We start from the raw sequence: 14397 nt of genomic DNA on the forward strand, positions 1-14397 counted from the left end.
GTTTCTCCTATTCCCGCAGCCCGGCGACGACGGACGCGCGCAGCGCCCGGATCGCGGGGATGATCCCGGCCAAGAGACCGACGAAGGCGGCGCTGATCAGACCGACCAGCACGGCCGAGGGTGGTACGGCCATGGTGATGTCCGGCGGCAGCGCGACGAAGTTCCCGATGATCGCCCCCGCCGCCGCGACCAGGGCGAACGACAGCAACAGGGCGATGATCCCGGCGACCACCGAGACCACGACGGACTCCATGACCACCGCCACGAACAACGTGAACCGGCTCGCGCCCAGGGCACGGTAGGTGGCCAGTTCGCGGCGGCGTTCTCGGACGGTGACCAGTCCGACGTTGAGCACTCCGAGCAGCCCGGTGGTGAGGGTGATGCCGGCGACGACGAGCAACCCCACCGACATGGCGGTGATGACGATGTCCGTCTCCTGGGCGAAGTCGCTGCGATAGGCGAAGTACTCGAACTGTTCGCCGGTGCTCCACCGCCACCGCGCCGACTCCATGCGTTCGGTGAACTCCGAACCTCCGGCCATCTGGTCGGCGGCACTGTCGGAAGGATCCAACCGGGCCAGGTGCGTGACCCCCATGTCCTCGCCGTCCCCCTGGAACCCACCGATCTCGGGGTTCCAGGAGGGGCCGAAGATGATCTCCTCGGAAACGGGGGAGCGCAGCAGGTAGGCGGAGTACCAGTCACCGTCCAGCGCGGAGCTCTCGGAGACGCCGACCACCCGCACGTCGATCCAGCGGTCGGTGCCCATCTGGAGTTCGGTCCGGTCGCCGAGGAAGTCGGCGAGGGACTGGTTGACGACCAGGACCGGGGCGCGCGACCCCTGGTCGGCCTCGGTGAACCAACGGCCCTCGGCGAGGTCGATCCGCCGGATGTCGGAGAGGGTGGCGTCCACTCCGGTGACGCTCACGGATTCGATGGCCTCGTCGCCCGAGCGGAAGAGGATCTCGTTCTGGGGGGACTGGTATAGCGAGACGTCCTGGGCGCCGGCACGGGCCAGGTCCTCCTCGTAGGCGGCCAAGTCGTTGATCAGGTTGTAGGCGGAGGCTTCGAGGGTGGCCGCGCGTCCGGCGTTGGCCTCGCTGAAGGCGGTGGCGTAACGCTGACCGAGGTCGCCGGCGGTGACGACCATGATCAACGCGCCGACACCGACGACGATCCCCGCGCAGGAAAGGATGGTCCGGGCGACGTTGGCCCGAGAACCGGCGAAGGCCAGCACGATCCCGGCGGTGAGGGAACGCAGCATGGAGCCCCTTCCCGTGTGTATGTAGGACCCGGCGCGGTGGTGTTCGGTGGCGCCGGGGCGGCCCGAGAGGGCGGGCCGTCAACAGACTCATCGCGGCGAAGGGGGTTCTCGGTTCACGTCGGGAGCTTTTTCGGCCGGCCGGATCCGGCCACCGAGAGTGAGGGCGGGTCTCGGCCGACCTCGAAACCGTCGCACGTTATGGGGTCGCCGGTGGCGTCGGACAGGCCGATCTCAGCGGGTTCTCCGGGTTCGAGGGCCACGCGGGGGGCCTGGCCGCGCCAGTCCCCGGGGACTCGCGGGTCGACCGCGGGGGCGCAGGCGAAGTCGCCCGGGTCGTAGAGGGAACCGGACGTACCGAGCCCCGGCAGACCGGTGTCGGCGGAGTCGCGCACGCTCTCGGCGATCATCTCGCCGAGCTGCCGGGGGCCGTACCCGTGGCCGTCGGTACCGCAGGCGGTGGTCAGCAGGAGGACCGCTCCGCAGAGCACGATCGCGCGCCGTGGACGGGTTGTCGTGGTCAGCACACAGCGCACGTTGCTACGTGGGGTGTTCGATCGGGTGCGGTGCGTGTTCTCAGTGGCGGCGCAGCGGAGTGGGCCCACCGTTGAGCCAGGTCAGGGCCTGGTCGTGGAGCGCACCGTTGCTGCACACCAGGGGGCCGCCGTCGACGAATCCCGCACCGCGCAGGTCGGTGGCGCGCCCGCCGGCCTCCTCCAGGATGATCGGCAGCGGAGCGGCGTCCCACAGCGACAGCTCGGGTTCGGCGGCGATGTCCACGGTGCCCTCCGCGACCATCACGTGCGACCAGAAGTCACCGTAGGCACGGGTCCGCCAGACCGAACGGGTCAGACCGAGGAACGACTCCAGTCGGCCCTGTTCCTCCCAGCCGGTCAGCGAGGAGTAGCTGAACGAGGCGTCCGACAGTTCGCTCACCTTGGAGACCTGGCAGCGCGAGGCCTTGGACAGACTGCGGCCGGACCAGGTGCCACCTCCCTTGGAGGCCCACCAACGGCGGTGCAGGGCCGGAGCGGAGATCAGGCCGACCACCGGCCGGTCGCCCTCCAGCAGGGCGATGAGGGTCGCCCACACCGGGACGCCCCGAACGTAGTTCTTGGTGCCGTCGATGGGGTCGATGACCCACACCCGGTTGCTGTTCCCGCTCTTGCCGTACTCCTCGCCGATCACCGCGTCCCGGGGGCGCGCACGAGAGAGCACACTGCGCAGGGTCTCCTCGACGGTGCGGTCGGCCTCGGTGACAGGAGTCAGGTCCGGTTTGGTCTCGACGACAAGATCCAGCGCGCGGAAATGCTTCATCGCGATGTCGTCGGCGGAGTCGGCGAGCACGTGGGCCAGCCGCAGATCATCGTCAAAGGACACCATGGCCGGTAACGCTACCGTCCCGGGCACGAACATGGCCAAAGCGGCACTCGCACGTGATCAGAGTGTTAGGGGACGTCGGGGCGAGGAGAGCGCCCGGACGGCGGAAGCGGTGTCCGGGCGGCTGCGAGGATGAAAGCATGGAAACCGTGAGCGGAGACAGACGCGGTGGGGTGAGCACCGGCGCGCGCGAACGGCTGCTGGACGCCGCCTACGCGGAGGTGCTCGCCGGCCACTGGGGCGAGCGTCGGATGGTCGACATCGCCACGACCGCCGGTGTGTCCAGACAGACCCTCTACAACGTGTTCGGCAGTAAGGAGGGGTTGCTCCAGTCGGTGGTGGTGCGCGAGGTGAACACACTCCTGGACGAGGTCGTTCGGGTGCTGGAAGCCGATGGGCACGACCCCGCGCACGCCGTCAGCCGTACCACCCGCATGGTTCTGCTGGCGGCCAGGGACAACCCGCTGTTGCGGGCCGTGGTCACCGGCGACGACGAACTGCTCCCCGTGCTGACCACCCGGGCCGAGCCGCTCATGGACCTCCTCGGGGAACGGATCCGCCGAACGCTGAGGGAGCGCTGCCCGTCCGCCGAGCCGTCGGTCACCGAGGCAGTGGCCGACGTCACCATGAGACTGATCGTCTCCTACTCGCTGCAACCCATCGACCCCGACCGTGCCGCACACCGGGTGGAGATGGTCGTGCACGGCATGCTCTCGGTGCAACGCTGAGGAGGGGCGGCCCGGGCGCCTCGGCCCGGTTCGCGACGATCGGTACGGCCGTGCCGGAGGGTCAGGAACGCGGATCCGCCGGAGCGGCGGGTTCGGTGTCGTCCTCGCCCTCGCGGCTGCTCAACAGCCGACGCAACGAGGCCACCCGGTCCGTGTCGACCTCGCCCCGCTCCAGGGCCGCGGAGATCGCGCAGCCGGGCGCGTCCTCCTGGTGGGTGCACTCCGGTGGGCAGTCCACGGCGAACTCGTCGAGGTCGTGGAAGCCCGCGACGATGTCGTCCGGGTCGATGTGCGCCAACCCGAAGCTGCGCACCCCCGGCGTGTCGATCAGCCAGCCGCCATCGAACTCCAGGGCCGAGGCCGAAGTGGACGTGTGACGACCGCGGCCGGTGACCGCGTTGACGTGCCCGACGGCCCGTTCGGCGCTCGGGACCAGCCGGTTCACCAGGGTGGACTTGCCCACCCCGGACGAACCCACGAACACGGTGGTCCGCCCGGCCAGGCGTGCGCGCAACCCGCTCAGGTCCTGGTTCGGGCCCAGTACCTCGTAGGGCAGACCGAGGGGTTCGTAGACACCGAGCATCTCGTCGGGGGAGGCCAGGTCGGCCTTGGTCAGGCACAGCAGGGGTTCCAGCCCGGCGTCGTAGGCGGCCACCAGGCAGCGGTCCACGAAGCGTGGTTGCGGCGCGGGGTCGGCCAGCGCGCACACGATGGCGAGCTGGTCGGCGTTGGCCACGATCACCCGCTCCACCGGATCGGTGTCGTCGGCGGTGCGTCTGAGGATGGACCCACGTTCGCGAACCCGGACCACCCGGGCCAGCGTGTCGGGTCTGCCGGACAGGTCTCCGACCAGGTCCACCCTGTCGCCGACCACGATGGAGCCCCGGCCCAACTCGCGGGCCTTCATCGCCACCACGGGCACCCGGTCCACCAGACAGCGGTACCGACCCCGGTCCACGGCGGTGACCATCCCCTCCCGGGCGTTCTCGTGCTTGGGACGCTTGCTGGTACGGGGTCTGGACCCGCCCCGGGCGCGCACCCGGATGTCGTCCTCGTCGAGGTGACGTCCTCCGCCCCGTGTACGACTCATGACAGGACCTCGGACCACAGCCCCGGGAAATCGGGGATGGTCTTGCGGGTGGTGGCGATGTTCTCCACCTCCACTCCGGGCACCGCGAGCCCGATCACCGCGCCGGACGTGGCCATCCGGTGGTCGTCGTAGGAGTGGAACACTCCGCCGTGCAGCGGACGTGGGCGGATCACCAGCCCGTCGGGCAGCTCCTCGGCGTCCCCACCGAGCCGGTTGATCTCGGTGGCCAGGGCCGCGATGCGGTCGGTCTCGTGCCGGCGCAGGTGGGCGATACCGGTCAGTCGGGACGGGGAATCGGCCAGAGCGGCCAGCACGGCGATGGTGGGGCTGAGTTCACCGACGTCGTGCAGGTCGGCGGTGATGCCGTGGATCGCCCCGGTCCCGCGCACGGTCAGACCACCCTCGGCGGTACGGGAGACCTCACCGCCCATCCTGGTGAGCAACCCGCGCAGGGCGTCACCGGCCTGGGTGGTGTGCTCCGGCCACCCGTCGACGGTCACCTCGCCCTTGGAGACCAGGGCCGCGGCGAGGAAGGGAGCGGCGTTGGACAGGTCCGGGTCGACGGTGATCTCGGTGGCGCGCAACGGGCCGGGGGCCACCCTCCAGGAGTTCTGCCCGGTGGTGATCTCGGCTCCGGCGGCACGCAGCATCTCGATCGTCATGTCCATGTGCGGCTGGGAGGGCACCGGCGGGCCCTGGTGGCGCAGGTGCACCCCCTCGGTGAAGCGGGCGCCGCCGAGCAGCAGCGCGGACACGAACTGGGAGGAACCCGAGGCGTCCAGCACGACCTCGCCACCACGCACGGAACCGGTGCCGTGGATGGTCAGCGGGAACGCGCCGCGCCCCTCGTCGTCGATGTCGGCCCCCAGCGCGCGCAGGGCGCCCAGGAGCTCGCCCACCGGCCGTTCACGGGCCCGTGGGTCGCCGTCGAAACGCACGTCCCCCGAGGCCAGGGCCGCCAGGGGTGGCACGAATCGCATGACCGTGCCCGCGTTGCCCACGTCCACCGTGGCCGGGCCGCGCAGTGGGGCGGGGGTGATGGACAGGTCCGGTGTGGCCGGATCGGTCGAGGGCACCTCGGTCACCGTGACGCCCAGCGCCCGCAGCGCCTCCACCATGAGCTCGCTGTCCCGGCTCACCAGGGGGTTGCGCACCAGGCACGGCTCCTCCGACAGGGCCGCGATGACCAGGGCCCGGTTGGTGATGGACTTGGACCCGGGCAGGCGGAGCCGGGCGTGCAGCGGGGCGCCGGCGGTGGGCGCGGACCAGTGCTCCCCGGTGGGGGTGTCGTTCCGGTGGGACGGCGTGGGCGCGGAATCAGGCATGGTCCAAGGCTATCGGTCCAGGGGCCGACCTGGAGGATCACCCGTCCGGACCGTGGGCGACCGGGTCGGCGGGCCGGCCACGGACCGCAGGCCGGAACGTCCCACGTATCCTTGATCGCGCCATGGTGTATCTGGATCACGCAGCCACGACCGACGTCCGCCCCGAGGTGATCGCCGAGATCTCGGCGCAGCTCGGTGCCCTCGGTAACCCGTCCTCCCTGCACGGACACGGCCGTGCCGCCCGTCGAACGGTGGAGGAGGCGCGCGAGTCGATCGCGGCGGCGGTCGGCGCGACCCCGCACGAGGTCGTCTTCACCGCCGGCGGTACCGAGTCGAACAACATCGCCATCAAGGGCCTGTACTGGGCCCGTAACGCCGAGGACCCCGCACGCGTCCGGATCCTGGTCAGCGCCGTGGAACACCACGCCGCCCTCGATCCGGCCCGGTGGATGGCCGACCACCAGGGCGCCGTGTACGAGGAACTCCCGGTGGACGCGGTCGGCCGGGTGAGCCCGAGCACGCTGCGCGCCGCCATCGAACGCGACCCCGGATCGGTGGCCGTGGTCTCGGTGATGTGGGCCAACAACGAGATCGGCACCCTACAGCCGGTTCGGGAACTGGCCGCGATCGCCGCCGAGTTCGGTGTCCCCTTCCACACCGACGCGGTCCAGGCCGTGGGCGTGGAGGACGTGGACTTCGCCGACAGCGGGGTGAGCGCGCTGACCTTGAGCGGCCACAAGCTCGGTGGCCCGGTGGGCGCCGGTGCCCTGGTCCTGGCACGAGATCTGACCCCGACGCCGGTACTGCACGGTGGCGGTCAGGAACGCGACATCCGTTCCGGCACCCTGCCCGCACCGCTCACCCGTGGTCTGGCGACCGCGGTGGGTCTGGCGGTCTCCGAGCGAGGGGAACACGCCAAGCACCTGGCGTCCCTGCGCGACGAACTGGAGGCCGGAGTCCGCGCGGCCGTCCCGGACGCGGTGGTCAACGGCGACCTCGACCGACGGTTGCCCGGCATCGCCCACCTGTCCTTCCCCGGTTGTGAGGGCGACGCCCTGTTGATGCTCCTCGACGCCCGAGGCGTCTCCTGTTCGACGGGTTCGGCCTGTTCGGCGGGGGTCGCCCAGCCCAGCCACGTGTTGTCGGCCACCGGGGCCGACACCGAGACGGCGCTGAGCAGCCTGCGCCTGTCCCTGGGGCGGACCTCCACCACGGAGGACGTGGCACGACTGGTCGAGGAGATCGGCCCGGCGGTCGAACGCGCTCGCGCCGCACGTGCCAAGCGTCGCCGCTGACCCGCTCCCGAACGGCCCGGCCCTGACGAGCCGCACACGGAACACGAAAAGGGATGGCGGGACCCCGTCCCACCATCCCTGGACTCTCGTCGAACCTTCGCTCGACGCCGTCGGGTTCTCGCCGTGGGGGTCAGTCGTCGGCACGCTCGATGGTGACCGACTCCAGCACGACGTCGCTGTTCGGCTTGTCGTTGGCGTCGGTTTCCACGGTGGAGATCGCGTCCACGACCTCCATCGACTCCTCGTCGGCGACCTTGCCGAAGATCGTGTGCATGTTGTCCAGGTGCGGGGTCGGCTCGACCGTGATGAAGAACTGGGAGCCGTTGGTGGCCGGTCCCGAGTTGGCCATGGCGAGCATGCCCGGCTCGTCGAAGGTCAGCCCGGAGTCGAACTCGTCGGGGAACTGGTAGCCGGGTCCGCCGCGGCCGCTGCCCTCCGGGTCACCGCCCTGGATCATGAAGTCCGGGATGATCCGGTGGAAGATCGTTCCGTCGTAGAACTCCTCCTCGCCCGTCTCCGGGTTGGTAGCCAGACCGCCCTCGGCCAGGCCGACGAAGTTGGCGACGGTGATGGGGGCGTCGTCGGGCAGCAGCTCCAGTTCGATGTCGCCCTCGCTGGTGTGCAGGGTCGCGCCCTCCACCCCGGTGATGTCCACCTCGGCGGGCAGCGGGGACTCCTCGGAGGCGTCGGGGGACTCGACGTCGATCTCGGGCGCGGCCTCCTCGGACTGGCAGGCCGTGGTGGCGAACAGTACGGCGCAGGCGAGGATCGATATCGACGGGGACAAGCGGTTCATCGGTTCACTTCCGGAAGGTCAGGTTCGCGGCGGGGCGGTTTCAGCGTACTGCGAATTCAGACAATCCAGATGTTCGGGGTTTACTCTTACGAATCCCCGTAAGGCTCAGGTCGAGGACTCCGTAGGGTCCTCGTCGGCGTCGCGTTCGTCCTGTTCCAGACACTTCTCCCGCTGTTCTCGTCGTTGTCGTTCGAGACGTTCGCGTTCCTCGCGGGCCTGGAATTCCCTGGCCCGGGCGCGCTGCTCCTCGGCCCGCTCGCGGCACTGTCGCAGGAACGCCTCGTCCTCCTCGGCGGTGGCGGCGCGGGCCCTTCCCGGGTGGTCGTACTCGGGGAACGGCGAGGGTGGTCCCACCGGGCCCTCGACGGACGTCCGTTCACCTCGCGGGCGGCCCAGGAGGAACCACGCCGCGGCGCCGATCTTCGGCAGAAACAGGACGATCACCGCCCAGGCGGGCTTGGGCAGGAGACGGACCCCTTCCGCTTCGGAACCGATGACGTCGAAGAGCACGTAGACCCAGAACACCAGCGACAGGACCGTGACGATGAGGGCGAGGTAGACCAACAGACCTTCCAATCGGGGGAAACACTCGACAGGGGAAGAACGACATCGCGGACTTTGTGCCGACTTGTCACGGATGGCCGCACCCGTCGAGTCGCTTGACCGGCCACCCGGGAGCGAGAGAAGGTCGAAGTCCGGGGGCTGGGGCGTCGCAACGAGGGTACGTCACTCCAGGCCCCCAAGGGTGTCGGCAGAATCGGGAGAGGTCATGGGCATGAATTCGACGTTGCCGTCGGCGATGTGGCTTCCCTTCGGGGCTCGGATCCTGCGTGCCCGCTCCGCCCGAGGGCTTTCACGCAGCGAGCTCGCCAGGAGCGTCGGCGTCACCGACGACAAGCTCCGCGAGGTGGAGGACGCGCACTGTAGACCGGCTCGTTCCCTGGTCGAACGGGTCGACACCGCCCTGGGCACCGAGCACCAACTGCTCGACGCCTGGGCCATCGCCTTGCAGGCGGAGGCCTTCCCCAACGAGTTCGGCGACATGCGAGAACTCGGCACCCACGCCGCGCGGTTGTGGGAACACCAGCCCATGACCGTCCCGGTGTTCCTACGTACCCGTGAATACTCGCGGGCGGTGCTGGGCCCGCGGCACTCCGACCTGGAACCGGACGACATCGAGGCCATGGTGGACGAGGAGATGGCCTACCGCGCGGCGATGACCGGTCCCGAGGGCCCGGCGTTGCGGGTGGTCGTCAACGAATCGGTGCTGCGCCGGCCCCAAGGCGGGGTCGCGGTCCTCAACGGTCAACGCGACTTCCTCGCCGACCTGGTCGAGGCGGGCATCGTCGACCTCGCGACCATCCCCGAAGACACCCCGTACCACCCGGGGCTGGGTGGCGCGTTCCGGATCATGGAGTTCGCCGACCGGCCCAGCATGGTCTACGCCTTCGCCACTCAGGGCGGCGATCTCACCGGCGACAGCGAGGACGTCGGACACTGCCGGAAGGTGCGCGACTCCATCGAGGAGGCGAGCGTCGAGCTCACCCCCGAGTCCGAGCTGCTCACCGCCGGCCGGTCCGAGGGATGACCCCGAGAGCGGGTCGTTGGATGATCGGTGCCGTAATGGTCTTGGGAGCGTAGCCGGGCATGGGTTAGGTTGCCCGCCATGGATATCGCTATCACTTCCGGATACGTCGTGCCCGTCGCGGGAGACCCCATCGAGGGCGGGACGGTCCTGATCTCCGACGGTCGCATCACCGCCGTGGGGACGGCGGACGAGGTCACCGTCCCCAAGGGCGCCGAGGTCGTCGACGCGGCGGGCCAGTGGGTCCTGCCCGGCTTCGTCGAGGCGCACGGGCACGTCGGCATCCACGAGGAGACCATCGGCTGGGCCGGTGACGACACCAACGAGATGACCGACCCCAACGGTGCCCGCATGCGCGCCATCGACGCCATCAACCCCGCCGACCAGGGGTTCGTCGACGCGCTGTCGGGCGGTGTCACCAGCTCCGTGATCAAGCCCGGCTCGGGCAACCCCATCGGCGGGCGCACCGTCGCCATCAAGATGTGGGGTCGCAGCGTCGAGGACCGTCTGCTCAAGGAACCCGCCAGCGTCAAGAGCGCCCTGGGAGAGAACCCCAAGCGCGTCTACGGCAACAAGGACACGCTCCCCTCCACCCGGCAGGGCGTGGCCGCGGTCATCCGCGACGCCTTCACCAAGGCCCAGGACTACAAGGCCAAGCGCGACCACGCCACCGAGGAGGGCAAGCCCTTCGACCGCGACAACACGTTGGAGACCCTGGTCCAGGTGTTGGACGGTGAGGTGCCCTGGTGCCAGCACGTGCACCGCGCCGACGACATGCACACCGCGATGCGTCTGGCGGACGAGTTCGGCTACCGGCTCATCATCAACCACTGCACCGAGGGCCACCTGCTGGCCGACGAGATCGCCGCGCGCGACATCCCCGTCATCACCGGCCCGCTGATGACCTCCCGTTCCAAGGTGGAGGTCGGCAACCGGACCCTGGCCAACCCCGGAATCCTGGACCGTGCCGGCGTCAAGGTCGCCCTCACCACCGACGCCCCGGTCATCCCGGTGGAGTTCCTCGTCTACCAGGCGATCCTGTGCGTGAAGGAGGGGATGGACCGCGACTCCGCGATCCGCGCCCTGACCATCAACCCCGCCGAGATCATGGGCCTGGACGACCGCGTGGGTTCCCTCAAGCCCGGTCTGGACGCCGACGTGGTGCTCTGGTCCGGCGACCCGCTCGACATCATGAGCCGTGCCCTGCGCGTGTTCGTGAGCGGTCGTGAGGTCTACACCTACGACCGGGAACGTCGCGAGGGCACCGCCCTGGACCCCTACTACCGGGAGTCCTGAGCACCGGCGTCATCCGCGCCGCGCGCCCCTTCGGTCAGGTCCGGTTCGTGAACCACGGGGGGTTGCCCGGTTCGGGTCCGGAGAGGGTTCTGCAAGAGGAGTCAAGCCGTGAGCGAGGAACGAGCTTGATTCCTACCTGTGCGCGTCAGCGCTCCGTTGGGGCGGTGGCGGGCGACGGGCGGGCGTAGACGACGATGAAGAATCCCTCTGCAAAGGCCCCGAACATGGGCCGAAGCGCAAGCGGAGGCCCTGAAAAACACCGTCTAAGGAGGGCACGGGCGGTTTGAGGCACCCGCGAGGCCGCGGCCGACCCTTCTAAGGGGGCCGCGGCCTCGCACCTCGATGAGGTCTTCCGATGTGCCGCGAGGGTCCTTAGACCGAGTCTGGGATCAGCCGGGGGAACGGCCCCCGGACGGTGCACCCCGGAGGACCCCATGCACCCCGACCACAGTGCCCAGGCCGCCGATCAGTACCGCGCGGAGATGGAGCGGATCGCCCGCGAGGAACGGCTGGCCCGTGAGGCCGCCCGGGCCGACAAGGAACGCTGGAACCGCGAACGCGGCAAGGGCCGCGACCCCGGCCATGACCTGGCGGTGTGAACCCTCGGAGTCGCTCGCTCAGCCCACCCGTCGGAAGGGCGCCTCGCCCTTGGGAACCCATCCGTGCACCACGCTCACCCGCTCGGTCCCCAACCGCTTGAGGAATCGCTCCTCCTCGCCGGCGGCCGGGGCGGGGGTCAACACCAGCGGAACACCGGAGACGATCGCGGCGGTGAGCACCGACAGGTCCTCGCCCAGGGCCGTCAACGGGGCGTCGGAGGCGACCACCACGGCCAGCCGGTCACCCTCGGCCAACCCCCAGTCCTCGGCGCGGGCGCGGCCCGCCGCCACCACCTGGGCACCGGTCAGCGCGCGCTCGCCCACCTCCAGCGCGGTCTCGCCGGCATCGACGGGATAGGGCTGGAAGTGGTCGCCGTGCCCGCGAACCTCCACCGTGTAGTCGGTGACCATCGCGGGCACCTCCTTGAGCGGCATGCCCAGGGAATCGAGGGAGGTGCCCACGACCTCCTCCGCACCGCTGTCCTGAGCCGCCGTCAGCAGGTCGGGGCCGGCCACCGACACCTCGGTGTTCGGGGCCACCTCACCCGAACCGTCCAGTACCGCCGACGCGCCCACCGACCAGCAGGACAGCAGCCATGCCACCGACTGCCAGTGCGGCGGCAGAGCCACCGCCACCCGGTCGCCGGGCTGGGTGCCGAAGCCGTCCACCAGCATGTTCGAGGTCTTGGATACCCAGTTGTCCAGGGTGGCCCGGGACAGTTCCACCCGGTCCCCGAGATCGTCGTAGGAGGTCACGAACGGGCGGGCGGGGTCGGCTGAGACGAGAGCGCGCCACAGCGGCGCGGGAGAGTCGGACATGGCCCTCATGGTAGGAGCCTCGGGGGAGCGGACGGTGTCCGCGATCCATGTCACCGTCCCGACGGGGGAGGGCGCGAGGACGGCACCGGTGTGCGTACCGGTGCCGGAAGTGCCAGAGTTGCCCCATGCGCTTGCTTCCCGGACGGTTCCTCGCCCGTGTGACCGCGCTCCCCGCGATCGCCCTCTCGGCCTGGCTCCTCGTAGCCTTCCCCCTGCTGGTCGCGGGCTGGTTCACCCCGCTGCTCGGGCTCCTTCTGGGGGCGCCCGCGGTGCTGGTGGCCTGCGCGCTGTCGCCCCGCCTGATCCCCGACCTCGACGAGGACGATCTCTCCTGGTGGCCGGTGGTGGCGGTGCTGCTCATCACGGTCGCCTTCGCCGTGGTCCAGATCGCCTACCACGCCGAGGCCCTGGTCATCCGCCGAGACCCCGCCTCCTACGCCATGTACACGTCGTGGATCGCGGAGAACGGATTCCTGCCCATCCCGCAGCAGCGCGAACTCATAGCCGGTGACGATCCGGCGCTCAACTACCGGAGCCTGGCCCATTACGAGCGCGACGACGTCATCTGGCCACAGTTCATGGCGGGCGCCCCCCTGGTGCTGGCGATCGGCTACTGGCTGGGCGGGCTCGACGGCATGCTCGTCACCACCCCCGTCCTCGGCGCGCTCGGCGTCCTCACCTTCGCCGGGCTCACCGCCCGCCTGGTCGGGGCGCGTTGGGCGCCCCTGGCCGCGCTGGTGCTGGCGATCTGCCTGCCCCAACAGTGGGTCAGCAGGTTCACCTACAGCGAGCCGCTCGCCCAGATCCTGCTCCTGGGCGGCCTCATCATCGCGTTCGACGCCCTGAACCGAAGAGTCGCCCTCACCGACAGGTGGGGCACGGGTCACACGCTCGCCGCGATCGCCGGGGTGGTGCTCGGTCTCGGGGTGTTGGTGCGCATCGACGCCATCCGCGACCTGTTGCCGGTGATCGGGTTCGTCGGACTGTTCCTGGTGGCCCGGCGCGGTCAGGCCCTGCCCCTGCTCGGCGGGCTCGTCGTAGGCGTGGTCTACGGGTTGGTCGCCGGGTACGGCTACTCGCTGCCCTACCTGGAGTACCTGTCGGATTCGATGAACCCGCTGCTGCTCATCGGCGCGGTCGTCATCTTCCTCACCGTCGTCCTCACCGCCGCGCTCTGGCGATACGGACCGCCGCACACCGAACGGGTCCGGTGGCTGCCGAACGCGGTCGGGCTGCTCGCGATCCTCGTCATGGTGGGTTTCGCGATCCGCCCGTTGCTGTGGCCGGACTACGGCCACGGCAGCGACTTCACCGACCAGTGGGTCGCCGCGGTCCAACAGACGGAGGGGCTGCCGATCGAGGGCAGCCGCACCTACTACGACATGAGCCTGTACTGGGTGGGTTGGTACGTGGGTCTGGGCACCGTGATGTTCGCGGCCCTGGGGGTGGCCCTGGTACTGCGCCGACTCACGCTTCGTCGCGACACACAGTGGTTGTTGCCCGCGATGCTGCTCGTGTGGACGGTCGCCACGACCCTGTTGCGTCCGGCCATCACACCGGACCACCCCTGGGCCAGCCGCCGACTGATCGTCCTGGTCATCCCGGCCTTCATCCTGTTCGCGCTGTGGTTCCTGGCCTGGCTCACCCGCTACTGCGAACGGTCGGCCCGGTACGGCCGCGGCGGCCCGCTCCTCCGCTCGCTCCCGACGGTGGTGGCCGCCGGGGCGGCCGTCGCCATGCTCGGCCCCACCCTGGTCACCTCCGCCGCCGGGATCATGGGATACCGGCAGGACGTCGGAACGGTCGCGGCGACCGAACGCCTGTGCGCGTCACTACCGCGGGACGCCTCGGTCATCGTGGTGGACTCGGGGATGGCGGGCGCCTACATGCCGCTGATCCGCAACGTGTGCGGGGCACCCACCGCGGCCATGGACGCGCCCGACGAGGAATCGGTGGACCGGGTGGTGAGCGCCGTCTACGAACGGGACCGCACCCCCGTGCTCGCCGCGCCGGAGTGGCACCAGCTGGACGAGGTCACCGACGGCGACGAGGCCGAACGCGACTTCTACGTCGTCGCCGACATGGACCCGAGTACGCTCATGGAGCCTCCCACCGGTTCCTGGGATTTCCGTGGCAGTGTCTGGACGGTCGTTCCGGAACCCCCTGAATGAGGCTTTTCGAGCCCCCACGGCGGTGCCCCGAACCACCGCCCGCCGTTTCCGACAA

Annotated in this window: 14 protein-coding genes; 6 read left to right on the plus strand and 8 right to left on the minus strand. The window is 70.1% G+C overall.

The window, feature by feature from the left end; translation table 11 throughout:
* Positions 1-7 precede the first annotated feature (7 nt).
* The 3 genes from NLI01S_RS17450 to hisN all read right to left on the minus strand — a co-directional run bounded on the left by NLI01S_RS17450 (position 8) and on the right by hisN (position 2641).
* Positions 8-1261, minus strand: coding sequence for an ABC transporter permease (locus tag NLI01S_RS17450; RefSeq protein ID WP_067605897.1), 1254 nt, complete (start codon positions 1259-1261; stop codon positions 8-10).
* Positions 1262-1374: 113 nt separating this feature from the next.
* Positions 1375-1785, minus strand: a complete 411-nt coding sequence (locus tag NLI01S_RS17455) for a hypothetical protein (protein ID WP_067605900.1) — start codon at positions 1783-1785, stop codon at positions 1375-1377.
* Positions 1786-1834: 49 nt separating this feature from the next.
* The gene (gene hisN / locus NLI01S_RS17460) at positions 1835-2641 is read right to left on the minus strand and encodes a histidinol-phosphatase (RefSeq protein ID WP_067605902.1); all 807 of its coding nucleotides are present in this window, start codon (positions 2639-2641) and stop codon (positions 1835-1837) included.
* 137 nt (positions 2642-2778) lie between these two features.
* Here hisN and NLI01S_RS17465 point away from each other — a divergent pair, with 137 nt between their 5' ends.
* Positions 2779-3366, plus strand: a complete 588-nt coding sequence (locus NLI01S_RS17465) for a TetR family transcriptional regulator (RefSeq protein WP_067605906.1) — start codon at positions 2779-2781, stop codon at positions 3364-3366.
* A gap of 61 nt (positions 3367-3427) precedes the next feature.
* On the opposite strand, the gene rsgA is transcribed toward NLI01S_RS17465, so the two are convergent.
* Positions 3428-4456 (minus strand): ribosome small subunit-dependent GTPase A, encoded by a 1029-nt coding sequence (rsgA, locus tag NLI01S_RS17470; protein ID WP_067605909.1) that lies wholly within the window; start codon positions 4454-4456, stop codon positions 3428-3430.
* The gene (aroA, locus tag NLI01S_RS17475; protein WP_067605911.1) at positions 4453-5781 is read right to left on the minus strand and encodes a 3-phosphoshikimate 1-carboxyvinyltransferase; all 1329 of its coding nucleotides are present in this window, start codon (positions 5779-5781) and stop codon (positions 4453-4455) included. The genes rsgA and aroA overlap by 4 nt, the downstream gene beginning before the upstream one ends.
* 122 nt (positions 5782-5903) lie before the next feature.
* Between aroA and NLI01S_RS17480 the strand changes: the two genes are divergently transcribed.
* Positions 5904-7076 carry a cysteine desulfurase family protein gene (locus NLI01S_RS17480; RefSeq protein WP_067605914.1) on the plus strand — a complete coding sequence of 391 codons (1173 nt, stop codon included), beginning with the start codon at positions 5904-5906 and terminating at the stop codon, positions 7074-7076.
* A gap of 130 nt (positions 7077-7206) precedes the next feature.
* Here the strand turns inward: NLI01S_RS17480 and NLI01S_RS17485 are convergent, their stop codons facing one another.
* Positions 7207-7872 carry a peptidylprolyl isomerase gene (locus NLI01S_RS17485; RefSeq protein ID WP_067605917.1) on the minus strand — a complete coding sequence of 222 codons (666 nt, stop codon included), beginning with the start codon at positions 7870-7872 and terminating at the stop codon, positions 7207-7209.
* 105 nt (positions 7873-7977) lie between these two features.
* On the minus strand, positions 7978-8436 hold the full coding sequence (locus tag NLI01S_RS17490) for a PLD nuclease N-terminal domain-containing protein (RefSeq protein ID WP_067605964.1): 459 nt from the start codon (positions 8434-8436) through the stop codon (positions 7978-7980).
* Positions 8437-8647: 211 nt separating this feature from the next.
* On the opposite strand from NLI01S_RS17490, the gene NLI01S_RS17495 reads away from it, so the two are divergent.
* From NLI01S_RS17495 to NLI01S_RS26080, 3 genes are all read left to right on the plus strand, one after another.
* Positions 8648-9460, plus strand: a complete 813-nt coding sequence (locus NLI01S_RS17495; RefSeq protein ID WP_190318502.1) for a helix-turn-helix domain-containing protein — start codon at positions 8648-8650, stop codon at positions 9458-9460.
* A gap of 78 nt (positions 9461-9538) precedes the next feature.
* Positions 9539-10753, plus strand: a complete 1215-nt coding sequence (locus NLI01S_RS17500) for an amidohydrolase (RefSeq protein WP_067605921.1) — start codon at positions 9539-9541, stop codon at positions 10751-10753.
* A 434-nt stretch (positions 10754-11187) separates the two neighbouring features.
* Positions 11188-11352, plus strand: a complete 165-nt coding sequence (locus NLI01S_RS26080; protein WP_190318503.1) for a hypothetical protein — start codon at positions 11188-11190, stop codon at positions 11350-11352.
* 18 nt (positions 11353-11370) lie between these two features.
* Here the strand turns inward: NLI01S_RS26080 and NLI01S_RS17505 are convergent, their stop codons facing one another.
* The gene (locus NLI01S_RS17505; RefSeq protein WP_371850618.1) at positions 11371-12180 is read right to left on the minus strand and encodes a TIGR03089 family protein; all 810 of its coding nucleotides are present in this window, start codon (positions 12178-12180) and stop codon (positions 11371-11373) included.
* Positions 12181-12296: 116 nt separating this feature from the next.
* Here NLI01S_RS17505 and NLI01S_RS17510 point away from each other — a divergent pair, with 116 nt between their 5' ends.
* Entirely contained in the window at positions 12297-14342 is a 2046-nt protein-coding gene (locus tag NLI01S_RS17510) for a hypothetical protein (RefSeq protein ID WP_067605925.1), read from the plus strand.
* Positions 14343-14397: the final 55 nt, after the last annotated feature.

Origin of the sequence: Nocardiopsis listeri NBRC 13360, from assembly GCF_001570765.1 — a bacterium.
Classification (GTDB): domain Bacteria; phylum Actinomycetota; class Actinomycetes; order Streptosporangiales; family Streptosporangiaceae; genus Nocardiopsis; species Nocardiopsis listeri.

Bases quoted from the DNA above. Each gene is read 5' to 3' on its own strand.
- NLI01S_RS17450 (WP_067605897.1), bottom strand. From the start codon at position 1,261: ATGCTGCGTTCCCTCACCGCCGGGATCGTGCTGGCCTTCGCCGGTTCT.
- hisN (WP_067605902.1), bottom strand. From the start codon at position 2,641: ATGGTGTCCTTTGACGATGATCTGCGGCTGGCCCACGTGCTCGCCGAC.
- NLI01S_RS17465 (WP_067605906.1), top strand. From the start codon at position 2,779: ATGGAAACCGTGAGCGGAGACAGACGCGGTGGGGTGAGCACCGGCGCG.
- rsgA (WP_067605909.1), bottom strand. From the start codon at position 4,456: ATGAGTCGTACACGGGGCGGAGGACGTCACCTCGACGAGGACGACATC.
- aroA (WP_067605911.1), bottom strand. From the start codon at position 5,781: ATGCCTGATTCCGCGCCCACGCCGTCCCACCGGAACGACACCCCCACC.
- NLI01S_RS17480 (WP_067605914.1), top strand. From the start codon at position 5,904: ATGGTGTATCTGGATCACGCAGCCACGACCGACGTCCGCCCCGAGGTG.
- NLI01S_RS17485 (WP_067605917.1), bottom strand. From the start codon at position 7,872: ATGAACCGCTTGTCCCCGTCGATATCGATCCTCGCCTGCGCCGTACTG.
- NLI01S_RS17495 (WP_190318502.1), top strand. From the start codon at position 8,648: ATGAATTCGACGTTGCCGTCGGCGATGTGGCTTCCCTTCGGGGCTCGG.
- NLI01S_RS17500 (WP_067605921.1), top strand. From the start codon at position 9,539: ATGGATATCGCTATCACTTCCGGATACGTCGTGCCCGTCGCGGGAGAC.
- NLI01S_RS26080 (WP_190318503.1), top strand. From the start codon at position 11,188: ATGCACCCCGACCACAGTGCCCAGGCCGCCGATCAGTACCGCGCGGAG.
- NLI01S_RS17505 (WP_371850618.1), bottom strand. From the start codon at position 12,180: ATGAGGGCCATGTCCGACTCTCCCGCGCCGCTGTGGCGCGCTCTCGTC.
- NLI01S_RS17510 (WP_067605925.1), top strand. From the start codon at position 12,297: ATGCGCTTGCTTCCCGGACGGTTCCTCGCCCGTGTGACCGCGCTCCCC.